General features: G+C 50.5%; 21 protein-coding genes. 11 read left to right on the plus strand and 10 right to left on the minus strand.

What is annotated here, in order from left to right; all coding sequences use genetic code 11:
- The first annotated feature begins 24 nt into the window (after window positions 1–24).
- Entirely contained in the window at window positions 25–1,446 is a 1,422-nt protein-coding gene (locus PGN_RS08910; RefSeq protein WP_012458586.1) for an alpha/beta hydrolase, read from the plus strand.
- A gap of 276 nt (window positions 1,447–1,722) precedes the next feature.
- Here the strand turns inward: PGN_RS08910 and PGN_RS08915 are convergent, their stop codons facing one another.
- Complete coding sequence (locus PGN_RS08915) at window positions 1,723–2,727, minus strand: malate dehydrogenase (protein ID WP_004583610.1); 1,005 nt, start codon at window positions 2,725–2,727, stop codon at window positions 1,723–1,725.
- A 131-nt stretch (window positions 2,728–2,858) separates the two neighbouring features.
- Complete coding sequence (locus tag PGN_RS12475) at window positions 2,859–2,951, minus strand: DUF1661 domain-containing protein (protein WP_157764969.1); 93 nt, start codon at window positions 2,949–2,951, stop codon at window positions 2,859–2,861.
- On the opposite strand from PGN_RS12475, the gene PGN_RS10845 reads away from it, so the two are divergent.
- From PGN_RS10845 to PGN_RS12125, 7 genes are all read left to right on the plus strand, one after another.
- On the plus strand, window positions 2,920–3,042 hold the full coding sequence (locus PGN_RS10845; protein ID WP_102981827.1) for a DUF1661 domain-containing protein: 123 nt from the start codon (window positions 2,920–2,922) through the stop codon (window positions 3,040–3,042). The two genes, PGN_RS12475 and PGN_RS10845, sit on opposite strands and share 32 nt — an antisense overlap.
- 146 nt (window positions 3,043–3,188) lie before the next feature.
- Window positions 3,189–4,349 carry an AI-2E family transporter gene (locus PGN_RS08925; protein WP_004583612.1) on the plus strand — a complete coding sequence of 387 codons (1,161 nt, stop codon included), beginning with the start codon at window positions 3,189–3,191 and terminating at the stop codon, window positions 4,347–4,349.
- A gap of 379 nt (window positions 4,350–4,728) precedes the next feature.
- The gene (locus tag PGN_RS08930) at window positions 4,729–6,429 is read left to right on the plus strand and encodes a glutamine--tRNA ligase/YqeY domain fusion protein (protein WP_012458589.1); all 1,701 of its coding nucleotides are present in this window, start codon (window positions 4,729–4,731) and stop codon (window positions 6,427–6,429) included.
- A gap of 27 nt (window positions 6,430–6,456) precedes the next feature.
- Window positions 6,457–7,104: a DedA family protein gene (locus tag PGN_RS08935; protein ID WP_010956453.1), complete on the plus strand. Its 648-nt coding sequence runs from the start codon at window positions 6,457–6,459 to the stop codon at window positions 7,102–7,104.
- Between the two features lie 62 nt (window positions 7,105–7,166).
- A complete protein-coding gene (locus PGN_RS08940) occupies window positions 7,167–8,102 on the plus strand; it encodes a YitT family protein (RefSeq protein ID WP_004583615.1) in 936 nt (311 codons plus the stop codon).
- Between the two features lie 3 nt (window positions 8,103–8,105).
- Entirely contained in the window at window positions 8,106–9,125 is a 1,020-nt protein-coding gene (locus PGN_RS08945; protein WP_012458590.1) for an NAD-dependent epimerase/dehydratase family protein, read from the plus strand.
- A 177-nt stretch (window positions 9,126–9,302) separates the two neighbouring features.
- Window positions 9,303–9,431, plus strand: coding sequence for a hypothetical protein (locus PGN_RS12125; protein ID WP_257719865.1), 129 nt, complete (start codon window positions 9,303–9,305; stop codon window positions 9,429–9,431).
- Window positions 9,432–9,449: 18 nt separating this feature from the next.
- On the opposite strand, the gene PGN_RS11640 is transcribed toward PGN_RS12125, so the two are convergent.
- The 7 genes from PGN_RS11640 to PGN_RS08975 all read right to left on the minus strand — a co-directional run bounded on the left by PGN_RS11640 (window position 9,450) and on the right by PGN_RS08975 (window position 15,608).
- A complete protein-coding gene (locus tag PGN_RS11640; protein WP_012458591.1) occupies window positions 9,450–9,623 on the minus strand; it encodes a hypothetical protein in 174 nt (57 codons plus the stop codon).
- Window positions 9,624–9,845: 222 nt separating this feature from the next.
- Complete coding sequence (locus PGN_RS08950; protein WP_012458592.1) at window positions 9,846–11,141, minus strand: acetyl-CoA hydrolase/transferase family protein; 1,296 nt, start codon at window positions 11,139–11,141, stop codon at window positions 9,846–9,848.
- 538 nt (window positions 11,142–11,679) lie between these two features.
- Window positions 11,680–11,829 (minus strand): DUF4295 domain-containing protein, encoded by a 150-nt coding sequence (locus tag PGN_RS10850; protein WP_004583622.1) that lies wholly within the window; start codon window positions 11,827–11,829, stop codon window positions 11,680–11,682.
- A gap of 18 nt (window positions 11,830–11,847) precedes the next feature.
- Window positions 11,848–12,036: a 50S ribosomal protein L33 gene (gene rpmG, locus PGN_RS08960; RefSeq protein WP_004583623.1), complete on the minus strand. Its 189-nt coding sequence runs from the start codon at window positions 12,034–12,036 to the stop codon at window positions 11,848–11,850.
- 19 nt (window positions 12,037–12,055) lie between these two features.
- On the minus strand, window positions 12,056–12,295 hold the full coding sequence (gene rpmB, locus PGN_RS08965; RefSeq protein ID WP_004583624.1) for a 50S ribosomal protein L28: 240 nt from the start codon (window positions 12,293–12,295) through the stop codon (window positions 12,056–12,058).
- Between the two features lie 222 nt (window positions 12,296–12,517).
- Complete coding sequence (locus PGN_RS08970; RefSeq protein ID WP_012458593.1) at window positions 12,518–14,785, minus strand: inorganic phosphate transporter; 2,268 nt, start codon at window positions 14,783–14,785, stop codon at window positions 12,518–12,520.
- Between the two features lie 196 nt (window positions 14,786–14,981).
- Window positions 14,982–15,608, minus strand: a complete 627-nt coding sequence (locus tag PGN_RS08975; RefSeq protein WP_043876336.1) for an HU family DNA-binding protein — start codon at window positions 15,606–15,608, stop codon at window positions 14,982–14,984.
- Window positions 15,609–16,019: 411 nt separating this feature from the next.
- Here PGN_RS08975 and PGN_RS08980 point away from each other — a divergent pair, with 411 nt between their 5' ends.
- The 3 genes from PGN_RS08980 to PGN_RS08990 are packed head-to-tail and all read left to right on the plus strand — an operon-like array spanning window position 16,020 to window position 19,791.
- Window positions 16,020–16,595, plus strand: a complete 576-nt coding sequence (locus PGN_RS08980) for an L-threonylcarbamoyladenylate synthase (RefSeq protein WP_004583630.1) — start codon at window positions 16,020–16,022, stop codon at window positions 16,593–16,595.
- Window positions 16,592–17,998, plus strand: a complete 1,407-nt coding sequence (locus PGN_RS08985; RefSeq protein WP_012458596.1) for a sugar transferase — start codon at window positions 16,592–16,594, stop codon at window positions 17,996–17,998. The genes PGN_RS08980 and PGN_RS08985 overlap by 4 nt, the downstream gene beginning before the upstream one ends.
- Window positions 17,995–19,791 carry a chloride channel protein gene (locus tag PGN_RS08990; protein WP_012458597.1) on the plus strand — a complete coding sequence of 599 codons (1,797 nt, stop codon included), beginning with the start codon at window positions 17,995–17,997 and terminating at the stop codon, window positions 19,789–19,791. Before PGN_RS08985 ends, PGN_RS08990 begins: the two co-directional genes overlap by 4 nt.
- Here the strand turns inward: PGN_RS08990 and PGN_RS08995 are convergent.
- Complete coding sequence (locus PGN_RS08995; RefSeq protein WP_012458598.1) at window positions 19,752–20,750, minus strand: mechanosensitive ion channel family protein; 999 nt, start codon at window positions 20,748–20,750, stop codon at window positions 19,752–19,754. The two genes, PGN_RS08990 and PGN_RS08995, sit on opposite strands and share 40 nt — an antisense overlap.
- Window positions 20,751–20,821: the final 71 nt, after the last annotated feature.

The raw sequence follows: 20,821 nt of genomic DNA on the forward strand, positions 1-20,821 counted from the left end.
GGAAAACTATTATTCTCAAACGTTATGAAGCATAAAGTCATTATTATCATCTATGTAGTAGTACTTCTTATGACTACAATGAGCTGCAAGTCGCAAAAATTTGCCGGAGACTGGAGTGGACGTATTCCCCGTGGGAACGGATCCTTGGCATTAGTTGTCCACCTCAAACAAACGGGAAATACCTGGCAGGGTACCATGGACAGTCCGGATCAGCAAGCATTCGGCATCCCACTCTCTTCTGTTACTGTAGTCGGCGACAGCCTCAGTATCGCTGTCCAAGACCTTCTCCTCTCATACAAAGGCAAGCTGAAGAACGACTCTATCGAAGGAGAGTTCCGGCAAGGTCGTTTCGGTACGATGATGTCCCTCTATCGTGGGCTCGATGCTGCCAAACCTTATCGACCTCAAACTCCTGTACCCCCATTCCCATACGATGTGACGGATGTCAAGATCCTGCACAAGACAGGGGGCTTCACCATAGCCGGTACACTCACCGCACCCAAAGATGCCAACAAGACCAAGGGAACCGTGATCCTGATCAGTGGGAGCGGCTTGCAAGACAGGGATGAAACCATATTCGGCCACAAACCTTTCGCTGTACTGGCCGATCAGCTTACCCGTCATGGCTATGCTGTGCTTCGCTGCGACGATCGCGGATTCGGCGAGAGTGCCGGCGATGCCTCACAAGCCACAACGGATACGTTGGCCGGCGATATCGAGAGCGAACTCGCATATCTGCGTCAGCACTATCCCCGACTTACCGACAAAGTATTCCTCATCGGCCATAGCGAAGGCGGTATCATCGCTCCGATGGTAGCTCGCCGTGTCGGAGGTATCGCGGGACTTGTTCTGGTGGGTGCACCGTCTGTAAAAGGTGCGGAGATACTGCTCTCACAGAATGCAGCGATGGATGAATTTGCAACGGGACAGCCGCAAAGCCAAGCCAAGCGAGCTGCTTTAGAGGAATTGATCCGGCAGGCCACTGCTCCCGGTGACACTTCGGATATTCGCACTCGGATCGAATCCTATTGTCGTTCCAACGCTTCCGTGCTCTTCCCTCAGGCAATGACCGATGAGATGAAAGAACAAGGTATCAAGCTCATGACAGAGCAGCTGTCCAACCCCTGGATGAGGCACTTCCTTACCTACGATCCTGCACCGCTCTTGGATGTGACATCCGGAGAGGGAAGCCATCCTCTTCCTCCCACAATGGCTATATATGGAGGTAGGGACAAGCAGGTTTTGCACGAAGTGAATATGTCCAAGATGAAGTCTCTTCTCGGTATAGAAACCGGCAATACGGCTAACAAGGTCGTGTACCTTCCTGAAGTGAATCATATTATGCAGCCGGCTGAATTCGGCACGCCTGACGAGTATGCCTTTCTCAATAGGACAGTGGACACGGAGCTTATGGAGATAGTTTGCTCCTTCCTGGATAGTCTTTGATAGTCATTTGCCTCCGGCCGAAAAGCCGAAACCTTCTTCGATACAAGAGGGTTTCGGCTTTTTCTTTATGTCCGAATGCGAAGGGAGAGGATACGACTTTTCTCTTTTTGCCCGTTTACATGCTGCCGAAATCGTCTCATCTCTACCGGCTGACAAATGTGGCGGATAAACACAAAAAGCAAAAGGGACGGGGAAATAAGAAAGAGAAGGAACACCGAAAACTTATCATTCGGATGCTCCCTCTCTCTCAAGAGTATTATTTGCGAAGAACTGCTGTTAGAGGTTCGGATTCACCGTCTTCCAGTCAGCGATCGCGGGAATGATGCCCATGGCGATCACTTCGTCGCGCAGCTTAGCCAGGTGGCTATAGCTCTCTTTGAGGGCAGCGCGCTCTGCTTCGTTGCCGAGTTGGTTAATATCGCTGTGCTTCACGCCATCTTTCGTGATAGTAGTCTCCATAGCCATCATGATGTGCTCGAAGCCCGGCACATTCACGTAGCAGCCGGCCGGCCAACGGAAAGCTTCGCCCCCCATGGCGGCACGAATCATTTCGATAGACACGTAAGAAGGGCTTTGGAAAGACGAGCGACCACGTAGCTTGATAATGTTGGCTCCCCCCTTCACGACACGCTGTTTCAGTTCTGCCCACTGCTCGTTGGTCAGCTTGTCGGTACCGATCAGATCGGTCAGAGGCGTTCCGTTTACCTTGGCCGTGCTGGCGAAAACAGCCATCTGCTCGCCATGACCTCCATAAGTACGCGTGTTGGTCACGAGACTTTGTTTGATGCCGAAGTGCTTAGCCAGTTCGCTTTGCAGACGTGTGCTGTCCAAACCGGCCAAAGTAGTCACCTGCGAAGGCTTCAGCCCGGAGTAGATAAGCGTAACAAGGCCGGTGATGTCAGCCGGATTGAAGATGATGATCACGTGCTTACAGTCGGGACAATAGCTCTTGATGTCCTTGCCCAGCTGAGCAGCGATTTCGGCATTGCCCTTGAGCAGATCCTCGCGGGTCATACCCTCTTTGCGCGGAGCACCGCCCGAAGAAACTATATATTTGGCATCTGTAAGAGCCTCTTTGATGTCGGATGTAAAAGTCAGATTCAGGCCTTCGAATCCGCAGTGACGGATTTCCTCTGCCACGCCTTCCAAACCTACTGCGAAAGGATCGTACAAACACAAATTAGGGGTCAGACGCATCATTGCAGCTGTCTGTGCCATGTTGGAACCAATCATACCGGCTGCACCGACAATGGTCAATTTCTCTTCTGTTAAGTAGCTCATAACTGTTCCGTTATTAAAAGATTGCAAAAACCTAATTCGGGGATAGCGACTCTTCTTCGACTTTCCCGATATATCTATCAGACAAATATAAGAGTTTCCTAACAATATCCTGTAGACACGATTAAATCTGTTTACGTGCCAAAAATCAGCCACTCTACAGTCCGCAAAACGTGGCTCGAGAAAATTTTCGTTTTGGTTCGGGAAGCAAAAAATTCTCGCGCCACAACGAAAAAATTCTCGCGCCTGTTTTTCAGGATTCTCAGACCGCAATCCGAGCATTTCCCGTTCGTATTTTCGAGACAGCAGATCAGCTGACACTCGCCTACCGGCCCGAACATGCAGGGAGGACAAGCCTCGGTAAAAAACGATCTACATGGATGATTGCGAAAATTGCAAAAGAAAACAGGAAAAACGACTATCTTCGGTATCCGAACTCACTCACATTCTAATCGACACTGCTTATGCAAAGTTTTTTTGACAGGGAATTTACGTTCGACCGTACTGCACGCCTGTTTTTCATCATCCTGTTGGTTGGAGGCATTATGGCCATAGTCATTGGCTTGAGAGGCATCCTTATACCTTTTTGTCTCTCTTGGATTCTTGCCTATGTGCTGATGCCTCTGGTTCGTTTTGTCCAGTATCGGCTCCATTTTCGCTTTCGCTTTCTGTCGGTGATCACGGTGCTGGTTTTCATATCGGCATTGATCTTTTTTGCCATTCTCTCTTTGGTTCCTGCTGTAGAAGAAGAGGTAAGCAAAACAATAACCCTGCTCCAGCAGTACCGCATCGATGAGAATTTGCTACAGATGCTGCCGGCTCCGATCCGCAAGTTTCTGTCAGAGAGTGGCAGCATGAACGATCTGTTCAAAGGTATCTCTTACGAGAAATTGATGGAGAATAGCAAGGAGATATTCGGACAGCTCAATAAGCTCGTCTCCGGTACGATCAGCTTGTTCAGCTATACGACGATCTTCTTCATCGGTGTTTTATACTTCATTTTCATCCTGTTCGATTTCGAAAAACTGGGCAAAGGATTTGTCAATCTTTTCCCGGTCGGACACCGTATTCGCGTTAGGAGCATACTCAAAGAAGTGGACAAGAATATGAACAGCTACTTCCGCGGACAGGCCCTGATCGCCCTTTGTGTGGGCATCCTTCTTTCCATCGGTTACAAGATTATCGACTTTCCTCTGGGAGTTACGCTCGGTCTCTTTATCGGTATGCTGAATCTGATTCCATACTTACAGATAGTCGGTTTGATCCCGATTGTTTTCTTGTCAGTGCTTAAGGCGGCACAGACGGGACAGAATTTCTTCGTTGTTCTTGCCCTCGGTATAGGTGTGATGATGATTGTCCAAGTAATTCAAGACACGATTCTGACCCCCAACATCATGGGCAAAAGGATGGGCATGTCTCCTGCAATGATTTTGCTTTCGATTTCCATCTGGGGGAGCCTGCTCGGCTTTTTCGGACTGTTCATTGCCCTGCCGCTCACCATGTCGCTTTATTCCGTGTACAAACGCTATGTGATTCAGGATCCCAAGTTCATCCGAGAGGAGAATGAAGAGACTATGCCCAGGAAGGGACTGTTTAGAAAGCATAGCCGAAAGGAGGAAAAATGATTTAGCGCGCGGATATAAAGGTCTCTCTCCGCTGAACGCTGATTCGTTTGGGGCTGTGTCAAAATTCGGTTTTGTCGCAGCCCCTTTTGGGTGCGCAAGAATGTGTAAAGTACAAGGAACTAAGACTGAGGTAGAAAGGAGCGAACTTACAAGTACGCGACTGAAGCCGAATGTCGCGCAACGCAGTAATTTGCGCATGATGACACTCCGTCATAATCGTCCTTATGCCGTTTCGTTGTCATACACAATCATTCAAGGTAACAAACAGACAAACTTGGCATTGACTCCTGCTTGAGCGGATTGCCCCGTGATTATTTTATGTCCCAATATCATTACCTTTGTTCACTAATGTAAATAAGGACAAGCAAGACGGATTGATATGAACGAAAATAAGAACAGCGGCATAGAGGAAAAGAAGAGTCTTAACTTCATCGAACAAATTGTGGAATCAGACCTGTCCGAAGGGAAGAATGACGGTCGAATCCAGACACGTTTCCCTCCGGAACCCAACGGCTATCTCCATATCGGCCATGCCAAAGCTATCTGCATAGACTTCGGGATAGCTCAGCGATACGGGGGCGTCTGCAACCTGCGCTTCGACGATACCAATCCGGTGAAAGAGGACGTGGAGTACGTGGATGCCATCAGAGAAGATATAGAATGGCTTGGCTTCCACTGGGGCAATATCTACTATGCTTCCGACTATTTTCAGGAATTGTACGACTTCGCCGAGCGACTGATCCGCGAGGGACATGCCTATGTGGACGAACAGACTGCCGAGCAGATCGCCGCACAGAAAGGTAGCCCGACTGTGCCCGGCACGGCCAGTCCGTTCCGCAACCGTCCGGCAGAAGAGAGCCTCGACCTCTTCCGTCGAATGAATGCCGGAGAGTTCGAAGAAGGCGCCATGACCCTACGTGCCAAGATCGATATGGCTTCGTCCAATATGCACTTCCGAGATCCGATTATCTATCGCATCATCAAGCATCCGCATCATCGTACGGGCAACGAATGGAATGTCTACCCGATGTACGACTTTGCTCATGGCCAGAGCGATTATTTCGAAGGAGTCACGCATTCGATCTGCACCCTCGAATTCGAGGTGCATCGTCCCCTTTACAATTACTTTATCGAGCTGCTCAGAAAAGACAGCTATGCACCTCGTCAGATAGAGTTCAACCGCCTGAATCTGACCTATACGATGATGAGCAAGCGCAAGCTGCTCCAGCTCGTCAAAGACGGGCTGGTATCGGGCTGGGACGATCCCCGTATGCCTACTTTGTGCGGCTATCGCCGTCGTGGCTATACACCGGAGTCGATCCGCAACTTCATAGACAAAATAGGCTATACCAAGTACGATGGCATTATAGACGTAGCGCTTCTGGAGCATGCTGTTCGGGAGGACTTGAATAAACGTGCCACAAGGGTTTCCGGTGTAATCGATCCGATCAAACTGGTGATCACGAACTATCCCGAGGACAAGACGGAAGAGATGGCAGCCGTGAACAATCCGGAAGATGAGTCTGCCGGCGTGCATACGATTACTTTCGCTCGCGAACTGTACATAGAGAAGGAGGATTTCATGGAGGATGCTCCCAAGAAATATTTCCGAATGACGCCCGGGCAGGAAGTACGCTTGAAGAGTTCTTACATAGTCCGTTGTACGGGATGCAAAAAGGACGAGGACGGAAACGTCGTGGAAGTATATGCCGAATACGATCCGCTGACGCTGTCCGGTATGCCTGAGAGCAACCGCAAAGTAAAGGGTACCATCCATTGGGTATCGGCACGGCACAGTCTGCCGGCAGAGGTACGACTGTATGATCGTCTCTTCACGGACGAAAACCCGTCGGACATCAAAGACAAGACACTGGCCGAGATGCTGAACCCGGATTCTCTCAAGGTGCTGAAAAGCTGCCGAGTAGAGCCTTTCCTCGCGGATGCTGCTCCGGGATCGCACTTCCAGTTCCAGCGCATAGGTTACTTCACGGTGGATCCGGATAGTCGTCCGGGGGCATTGGTTTTCAACCGCACGGTTTCGCTGAAAGATTCTTGGCAGAAAGCCCAAAAGAACGCATAAAGGACATTATTTATCTCACTCACACCTATGGGATTTATTCAGTGGTGCCTCGCGCACCTGAACTATTGGACTATCATGTTTTTGATGGCCATCGAGAGTTCGTTTATTCCGTTCCCGTCAGAGATTATTGTGCCCCCGGCTGCATGGATGGCTGCCACGGGGCAAAATGGACTGAACGTTTTCCTCGTTATCCTGTTCGCCACCATCGGTGCCGGAATAGGAGCTGCCGTAAACTATATACTGTCTCTATTGCTCGGTCGCCCTATCGTCTACGCGTTTGCCAACAGTAAGCTCGGGCATTTGTGTCTGATCAACGAGGAGAAAGTACGATATGCAGAGCGATATTTCGACAAGAACGGAGCTGTCTCCACACTGGTAGGACGTTTGATTCCTGCCGTCAGACAGTTAATTTCCATACCGGCAGGACTGGCACGTATGAAGTTTCTGCCCTTTATCTCTTACACCATGCTCGGAGCCGGCATTTGGAACTGCATATTGGCAGCAATAGGCTATAATCTGGCCAAAGTGCCCGGCATAGAAACGCAGGAGCAACTTTTGGAGAAAGTCAATAAGTACAGCCACGAAATCGGGTTCTCCATAATGGGAGTCGTCGTAGTAGTACTCCTGATAATGTTTTACAAGAAAAAGCGACGTTCGGCACGGAAAGGGAACTAAACTTCTCACTCACTTAGGATTCAACCAATAGAAAAAAAACAGATAAGAAAATAATCATTGCTATGGCTCTTACAAAAACTTCAAAACTCTATTACAAAGTCCACGACTACATCCTTATTATTCTGGGATGCTCCATCTATGCTTTTGCGTGGACGGGCTTCATCCTTTCCCAAGGAATTACCACGGGAGGATTGGCCGGTATCTCCACTCTGATCAAGATCGCCACGGGTATTCCGGCTGCGATACCGTACAATATCATCAATCTGGGATTAGCGGTACTCGCTCTGATCTTCTTGGGATGGCGTTTCATGGTCAAGACGGTCATAAGCGTTGTCATAATGGCCATTATCATCCCGATAGGTGAAGAGTATCTGGTCGTCACGGAGATCGTCAATGGCGTAAAAGTTTTTACGCCTCTTCTACTGCCGAATGAACCGGCCTTAGCTCTGGTGATCGGCTCCATTCTTAGCGGTCTGGGTATTGCGATAGTATTCTCCGTGAACTCCAGTACGGGCGGTACCGATATTATCGTAGCCATCATGAACAAGTACAAGAACATGTCGTTCGGACGCGCCATTCTACTGGTGGACTGTACCATTATTTTGTGCTCGTATCTGGTCAATGTCTACATCGCCGGCAAGTCACCTTCCGATGCTTTCAACCTGCTTATCTATTCGGCCATAGAGGTTATCCTCGTATCTACAGTCTTGGATTGGTATCTCAATTCGAATAGACAGTCCGTGCAATTCCTCATCTTCAGTCTCAAAAACGAAGAACTCAGCAATGCCATTCAAGAGCGCATCAAAAGGGGGTGTACCCTGCTGGATGCGACAGGAGGCTATTCCGGCCAACCTTGTAAAGTTCTTGTGGTCGTTGCACGCAAGACACAAAGCCTATCCATCCACAGAATCATTCAGGAGATCGACCCCAAAGCCTTTGTATCCGAATCCGTAGTGAGAGGGGTATATGGGGAAGGATTCCAAGCAATAAGAAAATAAGACGTGGGGAACAAGCGAGTTCTCATCACGGGAGCAACGGGCTTCATCGGCGGCTATCTGGTCGATGAAGCCCTGCGCCGTCAATATGAAGTGTGGGCGGCTGTGCGTCCCCACAGCGATCGCTCACGCCTGACAGACAGCCGGATCCGATTTATAGAGATCGACTACCGCGACCCGTCCGATATTGCTCGCTTGGCTGATAAGATAGCTCCCGAAGGTGAATCCGCATGGCACTTGGTTATCCACAACGCCGGTATAACCAAAGCTCGTGACACCTCGCTTTTCAGAGAGATCAATGCAGAGCAGACCAAGCGTTTTCTGATAGGATTACAAGGGGCGAAGCACTCCCCCGAACGCTTTGTCCTGATGAGCAGTATGGGTAGCTATGGAGCTCCTCCCGACGACTGCCAACCCCTTTCCTCCTCTTCCGTACCCAAACCTACAACTGCCTATGGAGAGAGCAAGTTGCTGGCGGAGCAATATGTGCGAACCTTTGTCACAATACCTTATACCATAATACAACCCACAGGAGTCTATGGACCTCATGACCAAGACTATCTGATGGCAATCCGCAGCGTCGATAAGGGATTCGATTTCTCCACGGGTAGTACGCCGCAAACACTGACTTTTATTTACGCAGAGGATCTGGCCTCAGCAGTTTTCATCGCAGCCGAACACCCCGATGCAGCAGGGCAGAAGTATATAGTATCGGATGGAAACGAATACACCGATATAGAGTTCGGACGAATGATCCAACACCTGCTCGGCAGAAAAAACGTATGCCATTTGCGTATTCCTCTGCCTTTAGTAAAAGCCACCTGCTATATCGGCCAAAAATGGGCAGACATCAGTGGCACATTGACACCGCTTAACCTCGATAAATACGCCATCATAGCCCAACGCAACTGGCGGTGCGACTCTTCTCCGATCAGGGCAATCGGTTTTTCTCCTCGCTATAATCTGGAGCAAGGTTTGGCCGAGACCATTCGTTGGGCACGTACCACCGGACAAATCCGTCGTTAGGAGACATCCCGGTTCCTTCCGCCGACCGTATCGGATGTTATCGCTATCCGCTCAATCCAATCCTCCGAGGTACTTCCTACATCCTGACCTTAAACATAACGTCTGTTCGACGTAATGTTACAGTCCGTACAGAAAGATGGGCTATACCATAGGGCAGATGGCGGTACACCATAGAGGATGGCGAGCTATCCCGTACGGCTCTTCGAGCTACGCTGTAGAGCTCAGCGAGGTACGCTCTACAGCGTAGCGAGCCGAGCCGTAGAGTTCCGCTCCGTGAGCCGTAGAGGTGGCCGAGCTGAGCCGTAGAGCCCGGCGCGGTGAGCCCTACAGCGTAGCTCGAAGAGCCGTAGAGCACAGCTCGGTACGCTCTACGGCGTAGCCCGAGTCGCTGTAGGGCGTAGCTCGACCCCCTTTCGGCGTATGTTCCGAACGGCTATAAAACAATGCGGATTCGATCCAAGAAAAATATGCAATATGCTGTTTGTCAATGTATTTCATTTGTCTGTTGAGAGGTTTCAGCTTCGAGGGGCTCCGACGTCCGATGAGACGTCAAACTTTTTCCCTTTCATTTTCTGATTCGGTTATAGTCAATATCCCATCAAGAGAGAATCGGCACCATATCGCTTACATTGAACTCACGTTAAACATACGAAGCCATGTACACAGTGTAGTTGTACATGGCTTCGAATCCGTTTATATAAGGCCTAAAATCCTTCCGACTTATTCGAAGCGTCGGCGGATTTCCTCCTCAAGGGCCGGTCGGAAATCGGGATGTGCTATAGCAGTCAAGGCTTCAGCACGCTGACGAAGCGTTGCGCCACGCAGACGCGCTACGCCATATTCCGTCACCACATAGTCCACTTCGTTACGGCCGGTCGTGACACAAGCACCCTCTTTCAGAATGGGAACGATGCGACTCTCAGTCCCTTTCTTGGCCGTACTGGGGAAAGCCATAATGGAGATTCCTCCCTTGGAACGCTTGGCCCCACGAAGGAAATCGACTTGACCTCCGGATCCACTGAACTGTTCGTACCCGATCGACTCAGAAGCCGCCTGCCCCATAAGATCCATCTCCAAGCAGGAATTGATAGAAACCATGCGGTCATTCTTGCCGATAACATCGGGGTTGTTGATATAATCCACCGGATAGCATTCTATCACCGGATTGTTATTGACAAAATCGTACAATTCTTTCGATCCGAAGATTAGCGAGGTAACGACTTTTTCGGGATGCAATGTTTTTTTCTTCCCGTTGATAATCCCCTTGCGAATCATACGCATCACTCCGTCGGTAAACATTTCCGTGTGAATACCGAGATCTTTATGCCCTTCCAATGCACGCAACACAGCGTCGGGGATACCGCCGATACCCAACTGGAGGGTATCGCCGTCTTTGATCAGTGAGGCACAATTCTGACCTATCCTCAGCTCAAGGTCGCTGATAGCAGGAGGCAATACTTCTGCAATCGGCTCATCCACTTCGATGATATGGGTCAGATTGGAGATGTGAATCAGGTTTTCACCACCGATGAATGGCATTTGCTTGTTCACCTCGGCTACTACTACCGGAGCGCACTCGGCGGCAGCCTTTGTGTAGTCGCAGGAAACTCCGAAAGAGCAATAACCCTCTTCGTTAGGAGTAGATACCTGCACTACGGCTACATCCAATGGAAAGAATCCCTGACGAAACAGTTCCGGTACCTCGTGGAAGTGGCAGGGAATGAAATCGACACGACGGTCACGGCTTGCCGGACGGGAGTTGCCCTCAAGGAAGTTGAGAGTCGGGTGTACATGCGAACGCATTTCGGGAGCAAGGTGCGGCGCGTCGCCGAAATACAACATGTGGAAAACTGTGATATTCTCCAACCTTTCACGCTGGCGGTACATAGCCTGAGAGAAACGGACAGGCGCAGCAGCAGCATGACCGAATACAACTTTCGTTCCCGGTTTAAGAGAGTCCACGACAGCTTCGTCTGCAGAGCAAACACGCTGACGGTAAAGTTCTTGCCATTGCATAGTAATATTCTTACAGATGATTTCTATTAAAAGGATGATAGGTGTGAAAGGTAAATCCACTCAAGTGGAAACAAAAATAACTTTTTCCCGCTATGTTAAGTCTTTCTACAACATTTTTTGGGATGACTCAAAAGAGTGAAGATCAAGAACGTTCAGAAATGAAAGGCCAAATTCGCCATCCGCGTTCCGCCCGACACCTGATGCTTTGGAGCTACCCATAGATAATAGCCGACCGATGGTTCGATACAGAGTTTTTCTCGTCATTCGAAAAAGACAGCCTATGGAAGGTATAGAGAAAAGGGGCAGCCCCTCCTTCAACAAACCCAGCCCTGCTTCAATCCTCGGGTGTACGGCCTGTGCCTTTGCTGGAAAGAACGACAAAAAGACAAGAGAGATAGAGACAAATAGCAGGGAATAATTGTTTGTTTTCATTGTCAATCTTGATCGATCGATAAAAAAATAAAGCCCCTATAGTGTAATAGAAGGGGCTTCACTGAGAATGCTTATCGCACTCTATATTATTCAAAAGGAAAAAACCTTACTTAAAGAAGTCTTTTACAGCTTCGTTCGGGACCATCTCTTCCTGGAAGGTATAGGCACCCGTCTTAGGAGACTTGACCATCTTGATTACCTTGGAGTAGGTACGGCCATCACCTTTCTTAAATGTTGCAACCGATTTTTTTGCCATTGTCTGATCTCCTCTTTATTATTTGATTTCCTTATGAAGGGTCATACGTCTCAGGATGGGGTTGTACTTCTTGAGTTCCAGACGCTGAGTCGTATTTTTTCTATTCTTGGTGGTGATGTAACGAGAAATACCCGGCATACCACTCTCCTTATGCTCGGTGCATTCAAGGATAACCTGCACCCGATTGCCTTTTACTTTCTTTGCCATGACAGAATATCTCCCTTGATTATGCGTTTAAGAAGCCCTTCTCGGCCGCGCGCTTGATGGCAGCGTCGAGACCGATTTTGTTGATGAGGCGCAGCCCGGCAGCCGATATCCTCAAAACAACCCAGCAATCCTGTTCTACCCAATAGAACTTCTTTCTGAACAAGTTGACATCGAATACTCGTTTTGTCCTTCTCTTGGAGTGAGAAACGTTGTTGCCAACCATTGCCTTTTTGCCGGTAATCTGACAAATCTTTGACATTGCTATTTCGTTATTAGTTTATTTATCGTTCCAGTTCGTTAGGACTGCTTGTAGCATCATAAAGCGGTCATAATCGGGTTGCAAAGTAAGGCATTTTTTTTCTCTTCCACAAGCTTTTATCAATTATTTATCCCTGATCCTCCGTTATTACATCCTATTAATGTATTCGGAAGACCCTTTATCAGGGGATGCACAGTGAGGAAAAAACAGAGCAATCGGCCGTCAGTTGAAAAATTCTTCGTCCGTGCCGATCCGGGCTACAGGGTCGAACAGCTTCTCCGTGGCGTGGATCAGATCGTCCAATATATTCACCAACTGCTGCGACTCCTGCAAGAGATTCAGATAGACGAGAGAAATCTTCAGACTGCTCGCCCCCTGCTGAATGCGGCTAAGCTGTGTCTTGCGAAGCTGCTTTAGCTCTTTCTTGATGTCCTTGCCGCGGTAAGTCATCGGATCCAAGATCTCATCCGTTTCGTTGGACACGATCAGCTTGGCCTCTTTGATATAGAGAATGAGTTTTTCGCGTGCAGCAAGAAATTCGGATACACAGACCTTGGGCAGCGGATTGAAGTTGTTGTCCACATGCTCCTTACACGGCTCGGCAATACGCTTGAGACAAAATACGATTTGCTCGCAACTATTACAACCGAGATGGAACCATGTATTCTTGACCACGGACTTGGCTTCTTCGATCCGACGGATGCCGAGGGTTTCTTTCCTGCGGTTCACCTTGAGCATCTGCCGCTCCGCATTCTGGTCGTTGATCGAGCGGCGAAGCCTCTTCAAATCCTCGTTGATGAAGCCATCGGTCATCTGCATATAGTTGTTCTCGGCGAAGTCGAGCAAAGCCAACTGCTTCTGACAAATATGTTTGGCCAGCAGTTGCCAAATCTCTTCTTTGTCGTGCGAAGCCATCATGTCGATAAAGACAGTGTCCTTCGTTTCGCTCTTTTTCTTCTTATCGAAACGAATATGACTACGGACAAGCAAGAAGATCGCCAAGATGATCATTCCTGCCATCGCCGGATAGCCTCCGAAATGATTCACCATCGTAACGAGGAAGCAGAGAATAAAGGCTGCACCGGCAGTGATAAACCAACCGCCTATCACACTGAATACCCCCGTGATACGGAATACCGCACTCTCCCGGCTCCATGCCCTGTCCGCCAAAGAAGTACCCATAGCCACCATAAAAGCCACATAGGTGGTGGAGAGGGGAAGCCTGAGCGAAGTACCGAAGGCGATGAGCAGTCCGGCAAGAACAAGATTGACCGAAGCGCGCACCAAATCGAAAGCCGCGCCCTTGGCCATGATCAGTTCGTCCTGATTGAAGCGACTGTCTATCCACCGACCTACGGGACGAGGAATTATACGGGACACGGCATTGGCCGTCGTGGTGCTGAAACGCACGATACTCCGGGCCAAACCCGAGGAGCCGAACATCTCCTCACCTTCCTCCTGACGCGCCAGATCCACCGAAGTCTTGATCACGTTGTGAGCCTTCTTCGATGTAATCAGCGCATATACCATTACGATACCGGCAGCCACGAGGAAATATACGGGAGTGGAAGCCGGTTCGTTCAAGGCTCCCATCAGATAAGTATCGTACTGCCCGTTTCCGTTGGCATTGAAGTCCAAATAAGAGGAATAGCCGGCCAGCGGCACACCGATAAAGTTCACCAAGTCGTTGCCGGCAAAAGCCATCGCCAAAGCGAAGGTACCCAAGAGGACGATCACCTTGAAGACATTGACCCGTAGCCAATACAGCACCTGCATCAGGATAATGGAAACGACCAGACAGTACAATACCAGCCTGCCCGTATTGGCAGCTATCCAAGCCGTGGATTCTTCGGTCATAAAGGACACGCCCTTCAGCCCTTTGATGAGCATGAAATAAATGATGGATGTAACCGCGACTCCGCCGAAAAGGCCGGCCAGCCATCGGAGATTCCGCCTGTAATTAAAGGTAAAGAGCAAACGGCTCAGATACTGAACGACCATCCCGAAGAAGAAAGCAATTCCCACCGAAAGGAAGATACCCAATATGACAGAAAGAGCTTTCTCCGTATTGAGAAGATCCTGAAAGCCGACCGTACCGCCCACCTTGGTCATGGCCATAAAAAAAGAACCGCCTAACAGCTCGAAAATGAGTGAGACGGTCGTAGAGGTAGGCATGCCGAGCGAATTGAACATATCCATCAGGACGACATCGGTGATCACCACCGACAGAAATACGACCATCAATTCGCTGAAAGTGTAATGTTCCGGCCTGAAAATCCCGTGTCGGGCAATCTCCATCATGCCGTTGTTCATGGCTGCGCCACAAAAAACCCCCAACGCTGCCACACCGACGATGATCTTGAATGGAGCAGCCTTGGCTCCGATGGCAGAATTGAGGAAGTTGACCGCATCGTTGCTGACACCCACAATCAAGTCGAATATAGCAAGGATGAAAAGAAATACGACAATGGCGGTAAAGATAAGACTCATTAAATCTATGTTATGAGGTTAGACTGCACAAAAAAAATCGGCGAATACCTTTCTCTCTCTGTCTCCCGGCAACGACTCGGACTCTCAACTGGGCAAGAGCAAGGTTCGCCTATCCGACACATCTTTCTTTGCACACACAAAAATAGCGCAATTCTTAAGAACGCAAAAAGCCCGTAACGGTCGTCTTCCCGCCTTGTCAGATCCCGGCTTTGTTCCTTATAATATATTCCTTATGTGTGCCGCTCCCCGTGGAGTCGATCAGACCCTCGCGATCGAAAGCGCGCAATTCTTCCGCGGCAGCGGTACGTCCCAGCCCCGTAAGTCTGCAATAATCGGCCACCTTGAGCAAGCTATGGCCATCGAGATGGCGCAAGGCCAAGGCCAGCCGCTCTTCGCGAGTCAAATTGGGCCGACGGGGACGGCGTACCGTAGTTCGCACCAGATGAACGCGAGTACGAGCCTCGAGAATCAATGCCTTGTCGGGGCGGAAATTGACACCTCCTATCGTCACGCTGGCGGCATTGCGGCGTGTGCCGCCTTCGGCCTCCTCGGGTTCTACGCCTTTGTGCAAGGTGAGCGAAGCGGAGAAAGAGCCGATCTCCTCTATCTTCACCGTATATCCCGAAGCCACGCCGTGGGCTATCGTCCGAGCCAAGGCCGTAACCAACCCTTTGACTTCACCCGGGGAGAATGTCGATTGGGAGGAAATCAGATCGGCTATCTCGTCCAGCCCCATCGTGCCTCGGCTGATCATTTTCGGATACATCGTCCGCTTGCCCTTGCCTTGCATATCGGGCATTTCTCTCATCACAAACTTGGCCATTTCTTCTGTACAGCTATATCGGTTTACTCATCGCCGGTCAATTGTTTTCTTCCGGGCCGGGAAAAATTTTCCCGACAACCGACAAAAATAAATTATCCGGCCGGAAAATCTCTATCCGAAGCCTTCGGATATGTAAATAAAGTCTTTGGATATATGTTCAAAAGCTTTGTTTATATATCCGAAACCTTTGAATAAAGAATTGCAGGACGGCTTTCCAACTTTTCCGTACTGCAGAAAAAACTTTCTCCGGCCGGAACTGATCATTTATAAAATAAAGAAACAGACAGAAATAACCGATGAAGACTAAGAAATGACATATTAAAGCATTGATACGGCAGATATTCATACTTTTGCCCGTGAAGGAGTGAGCGCACTCGGCTCTCTCGAAAAAATAGAGATATACCCATCGATATGCTCAACGATATTCAGAGAAGTGAAGCGAAGAAAGCCGCCGAAGTCATGCGCAAAGGCGGCATCATCCTTTACCCGACAGATACCATTTGGGGAATAGGCTGCGATGCCACGAACGAGGAAGCCGTCCGGCGGATTTACCGGCTGAAAGAAAGAGCGGACAGCAAGAGCATGCTCGTCCTCATCGATTCGGAAGCGAAGCTCCAAGGCCTCATGGACGAAGTGCCGGAGTTGGCCTGGGATCTGATCGAGCTGACGACCAAACCGCTGACCATCATCTATCCTCAGGCCAAAGGCGTGGTGCCGGCACTCATCGCTTCGGACGGATCGCTGGGTATTCGCCTGACGCGTGAAACCTTCTCTGCCGAGCTATGCAGACTGATGCGCGTCCCCATAGTATCCACGTCGGCCAATATCAGCGGCCAACCCTCGGCACGGACTTTCGGCGAGATCGCTCCGGCCATCTTAGACGGTGTGGATTATATAGTGGAGTGCCGGCGCGAAGAGCCGGCCGGTCAGGCCTCTTCGATCATTCGACTCGGCACAAGGGGAGAAGTGGAGGTGATCCGCCAATGACACGTATGCAGCTACACCGCCTGCGCTATCTGCTGGCAGATGTCTTCGGTATTGTGGCTTCCTATTTGAGCTACAATACGCTGCGTTACCTCACGGAAGAGCAAGAGCGCATATACTCCACTCTGTCCGAATATCTCTTCAACGCCAAGAGCCTGTGGGTGGGGATCCTCTATCTGCTTTTCTGGCTCTCTCTCTTCGCCCTCTCGGGATACTACAACAAACCCATAGCCAAAAGCCGAATATCCGAACTGCTGACGACCGTGGCGTCGGTGCTGGTCGGATCCGTCGTCGTCTTTCTGCTGCTCGTGGTGGACGACATCGTACACGACACGGCGCTCTACCTGCGGCTCTTCTTTATGATGGTGGCGACTGTGTTGCCTTGGGTATATTTCCCCCGTCTATGGGTGACGACCTTCGGCATCAAAGAGCGAAAAAAGACAAAGGGTTATCATCGGGTGCTGCTCATCGGGAGCGGCACGATAGCCGAAGAGACGGCTTCGTGGCTGAAGTCCGTAAACGACATGGCCACCACGCGGCTCCACTTCGTCCCTCCGACGACGAGAGAGGGATTCGAGCAGTCGCTCAAGTCCTTTGCCACGCTTGTCGCCGAAGCGGTGAAAGAGAGCAAGCCCCATCAGATCATCCTCGCCGTGGATTGCCCCGATGCCAGCTTCATCAGTCTGCTCCTTTACCAGCTCTATCCCTTCCACATGCCGGTATGCGTGCCGATGCGCAGCATGCTTTTCGCCGGAGCCAAAGTAAATGTACAGGGGATGAAAGGAGAGCCTATGGTGGACATGACGGCCACCAACATGAGCGAATGCGCCAAGAGCATCAAGTGGTTCGCCGACCGGCTGTTCTCCCTTTTGATGTTGATTCTGCTGATTCCGGTCTATGCCGTGATCGCCGTTCTGGTCAAGCGTTCGTCGAGAGGCCCCGTCTTCTTCGGACAGGAGCGTATCGGACTTCACGGCCGGCCGTTTACGATCTATAAGTTTCGCACCATGTACCTCGATGCCGAGAAGGACGGCCCGAGTCTCAGCTTCGATGGCGATTCGCGGGTCACACCCATCGGGCGCATCTTGCGCAAATACCGGATGGACGAATTGCCTCAGTTCTGGAATGTGCTTCGGGGCGATATGAGCTTCGTGGGGCCGCGCCCCGAACGGGCTTTCTACATCCGGCAACTCGTGGAGCGTGCTCCCTACTACTATCTGCTGCACAATGTCCGTCCGGGCATCACCTCCTGGGGCATGGTACGATACGGCTATGCTTCCACTCTGGATGAAATGCTGGAACGCCTGCAATACGATTTTCTGTACTACGAGAATATGAGCCTCAGGCTGGATATAGAAGTACTGTTATATACTTGCCAAACGATTTTTAAAGGATTGGGGAAATGAAGGATAAGGAAACGAGTCGCTACGGGTGGTTCTTGCACTTCCTCCTTTGGCGCGAAAGGCACATAAACGAAAGGCTTTTTCTCATCATCTTGAGCCTCATTATCGGTATCCTCTCGGCTTTTGCCGCCGTTCTGCTCAAGAATACGATACACATCATCCAGCACTTCGCATTCGACCGCATTCGCGAAACGAGCTATCTCTATCTCATTTTCCCCGTCGTGGGTATTTTGATCACGTGGCTATTTGTGCGCTACGTGGTTCGGGACGACATCGGCCATGGGGTGACGAAGATTTTGTTTGCGATCTCTCAGCGCAAAAGCCGCATCAAGCCGCACAATATGTGGAGCTCGCTTGCAGCCAGTTCCATTACGATCGGCTTCGGCGGATCGGTCGGAGCCGAATCCCCCATCGTACTGACGGGGGCTGCCATCGGCTCCAACCTCGGCCGGCTCTTCCGCATGGAGCAGAAGACGCTGATGCTCCTCGTGGGGTGTGGGGCCGCAGGTGCCATTTCGGGGATCTTCAAGGCTCCGATCACGGGGTTGGTATTCGTCATCGAAGTCCTCCTGCTGGATCTGACCATGTCGTCCGTGCTGCCGCTGCTGATCAGCTCGGTCAGTGCCGCCGCCGTATCCTATATTATCACGGGGCAGGGAGCCATGTTCAGCTTTACGCTCAACGATCCTTTTTCGATGGATCGCATCCCCTATGCTCTGCTACTGGGTGTATTCTGCGGACTGGTATCTTTCTACTTCTCCAAGGTCATGTTCGTCTTCGAGAGCAAACTCAAGAACTTTCCACACTATCGCCAACGCTACCTCATATCAGCCTTTATCCTCTGCGGTCTGATCTTCCTTTTCCCTCCGCTATACGGTGAGGGCTACGATACGATCAACGCCCTGCTCGGCGGCCAGTACAGCTCTTTGATGGATGGCAGCCTGTTCGAGCCGTATTCCAATTCCTATTGGGTGCTGTTCGTTTTCCTCGGATTTATCATCATCACGAAGGTGTTCGCTTCCGTAGCCACCAATTCGGGCGGAGGCTGCGGCGGACTTTTCGCGCCCAGTCTGTTCATGGGAGCACTGAGCGGATTCATCTTTGCCTATGCGCTGAACTTCTTTCCCTTCATCGAGGTCTATCTGCCACAGAAAAACTTTGCTCTCCTCGGCATGGCCGGAGTGATGGCCGCGGTCATGCACGCGCCGCTGACAGGTATTTTCCTGATCGCCGAGCTGACCGGCGGATACAATCTTTTCCTTCCGCTCATGCTCGTGAGTACGAGTTCGTACGCCACCATCCGCCTTTTCATGCCGCACAGCATCTATTCGCTCCGTTTGGCACAGAAAGGAAAGCTGCTGACGCATCAGAAAGACAAGGCCGTGCTGACGCTTATGACGCTGGATGCGGTGATAGAAAAGGATTTCGAACCGGTCAAACCCGATATGACTCTGGGAGATGTCGTACACGTGTTCGGTATCAGCCATCGCAATGTCTTCCCCGTCCTGGACGAGAACAACCTGCTGATGGGGCTGGTATTGCTGGACAATATCCGCAATATCATGTTCCGGCCGGAGCTGTATGAGAGATTCAAGGTCAGCCGCTTCATGGTTTCTCCTCCGGCCAAAATAGTCAATACGATGTCCATGGAGACCATCATGCGGATCTTCGACGACACCAAGGCTTGGAACCTGCCTGTCATAGACGAGCAGGGATGTTATCTCGGATTCGTGTCCAAATCCAAGATCTTCAACTCTTACAGGGAGGTATTGGTGGAGACGTTCTCCGGCGATTGAGCTTCCGTACTTTTCCCCCTTCGCTCCTGCCCGGCGGCGGATCCGTGTATCGTAAGCTGCGGGAACGGGAATGCTATACCCTGACGATTGAATTCGCTATAGATTCGTTCGTTTATATCCCAGTAAACATTCCACAGGTCGTCCGTCGCACACCATGCACGTGCCATCACCCTCACAGAGCTGTCGGCCAATTCCTTCAAGACCACGGCGGGGAGGGGGTCTTTGATAATACGCGGTTCCTCATCGATCAGACGCAGCAGCAGCGTTTTCACCCGATCGAAGTCCTCGTTGTATTCGATCCCGATGATCCATTCGTTCCGACGCACCGCCATGCGGCTGTAGTTGATGATCACATTGCTGCTGAGTAAGCCATTGGGGATGAAGATGTACTTGTTCTCGAACGTCATTACCGTGGTGTGGAAAAGCGTCACGCCATCCACGACCCCTTCCACGTTGTTGGAGACGATGTAGTCCCCCACTTTGAACGGTTTAGTCAGCAGCACGATCAGACCGCCGGCCAGATTCTGAAGCTGTCCGCTCAGACCCATCCCGACAGCCACACCCACCGAAGCCAGCAAGGCCGCGAGCGAAACCGGTTGGAAACCCAATGTGGAGATAATGATGACGATCAGCAGCACAAAGCCCCCGATATTGGCAAAGGAGCGAAGGAAAGTACGCGCTGCCGGCTCGAACGAACGACGAACCATGATCCGATCGAGCCACTTGACAAGAGCATTCAGCAGCAGCTTGCCCAGATAGAAAGCCACCAGGGCGATGAGCACCTTGATACCGAAGCTCAACGCCTTGCCGCCCCACTGCGTGAGCAGCTCCGTCCATTGCGAAGGCTTGATCTCTTTGATTTGCTTGAGTGCTTCGGGCGAAACGACTTCTGCTATTTTATTGACTTTAGTTGTATCAACGGGAAGATTTTGCAGTGGGAAAAGGATTTTCAAACCCATACTATTCGTTACTTTTATGTCGTTAATAGAGGCGGAAAGACCGGCCGAGACGCTGTCGGCCGGTATGCTTT

This window comes from Porphyromonas gingivalis ATCC 33277, from assembly GCF_000010505.1.
GTDB lineage: Bacteria > Bacteroidota > Bacteroidia > Bacteroidales > Porphyromonadaceae > Porphyromonas > Porphyromonas gingivalis.

Coding starts and splice junctions, on each gene's coding strand:
- PGN_RS08915 (WP_004583610.1), bottom strand. CDS start 2,727: ATGAGCTACTTAACAGAAGAGAAATTGACCATTGTCGGTGCAGCCGGT.
- PGN_RS08970 (WP_012458593.1), bottom strand. CDS start 14,785: ATGAGTCTTATCTTTACCGCCATTGTCGTATTTCTTTTCATCCTTGCT.
- PGN_RS08925 (WP_004583612.1), top strand. CDS start 3,189: ATGCAAAGTTTTTTTGACAGGGAATTTACGTTCGACCGTACTGCACGC.
- PGN_RS08935 (WP_010956453.1), top strand. CDS start 6,457: ATGGGATTTATTCAGTGGTGCCTCGCGCACCTGAACTATTGGACTATC.
- PGN_RS08950 (WP_012458592.1), bottom strand. CDS start 11,141: ATGCAATGGCAAGAACTTTACCGTCAGCGTGTTTGCTCTGCAGACGAA.
- PGN_RS08940 (WP_004583615.1), top strand. CDS start 7,167: ATGGCTCTTACAAAAACTTCAAAACTCTATTACAAAGTCCACGACTAC.
- rpmG (WP_004583623.1), bottom strand. CDS start 12,036: ATGGCAAAGAAAGTAAAAGGCAATCGGGTGCAGGTTATCCTTGAATGC.
- PGN_RS08985 (WP_012458596.1), top strand. CDS start 16,592: ATGACACGTATGCAGCTACACCGCCTGCGCTATCTGCTGGCAGATGTC.
- PGN_RS11640 (WP_012458591.1), bottom strand. CDS start 9,623: ATGAAATACATTGACAAACAGCATATTGCATATTTTTCTTGGATCGAA.
- PGN_RS08930 (WP_012458589.1), top strand. CDS start 4,729: ATGAACGAAAATAAGAACAGCGGCATAGAGGAAAAGAAGAGTCTTAAC.
- PGN_RS08995 (WP_012458598.1), bottom strand. CDS start 20,750: ATGGGTTTGAAAATCCTTTTCCCACTGCAAAATCTTCCCGTTGATACA.
- PGN_RS12125 (WP_257719865.1), top strand. CDS start 9,303: ATGGCGAGCTATCCCGTACGGCTCTTCGAGCTACGCTGTAGAGCTCAG.
- PGN_RS10850 (WP_004583622.1), bottom strand. CDS start 11,829: ATGGCAAAAAAATCGGTTGCAACATTTAAGAAAGGTGATGGCCGTACC.
- PGN_RS08990 (WP_012458597.1), top strand. CDS start 17,995: ATGAAGGATAAGGAAACGAGTCGCTACGGGTGGTTCTTGCACTTCCTC.
- PGN_RS08910 (WP_012458586.1), top strand. CDS start 25: ATGAAGCATAAAGTCATTATTATCATCTATGTAGTAGTACTTCTTATG.
- PGN_RS08980 (WP_004583630.1), top strand. CDS start 16,020: ATGCTCAACGATATTCAGAGAAGTGAAGCGAAGAAAGCCGCCGAAGTC.
- PGN_RS08975 (WP_043876336.1), bottom strand. CDS start 15,608: ATGGCCAAGTTTGTGATGAGAGAAATGCCCGATATGCAAGGCAAGGGC.
- rpmB (WP_004583624.1), bottom strand. CDS start 12,295: ATGTCAAAGATTTGTCAGATTACCGGCAAAAAGGCAATGGTTGGCAAC.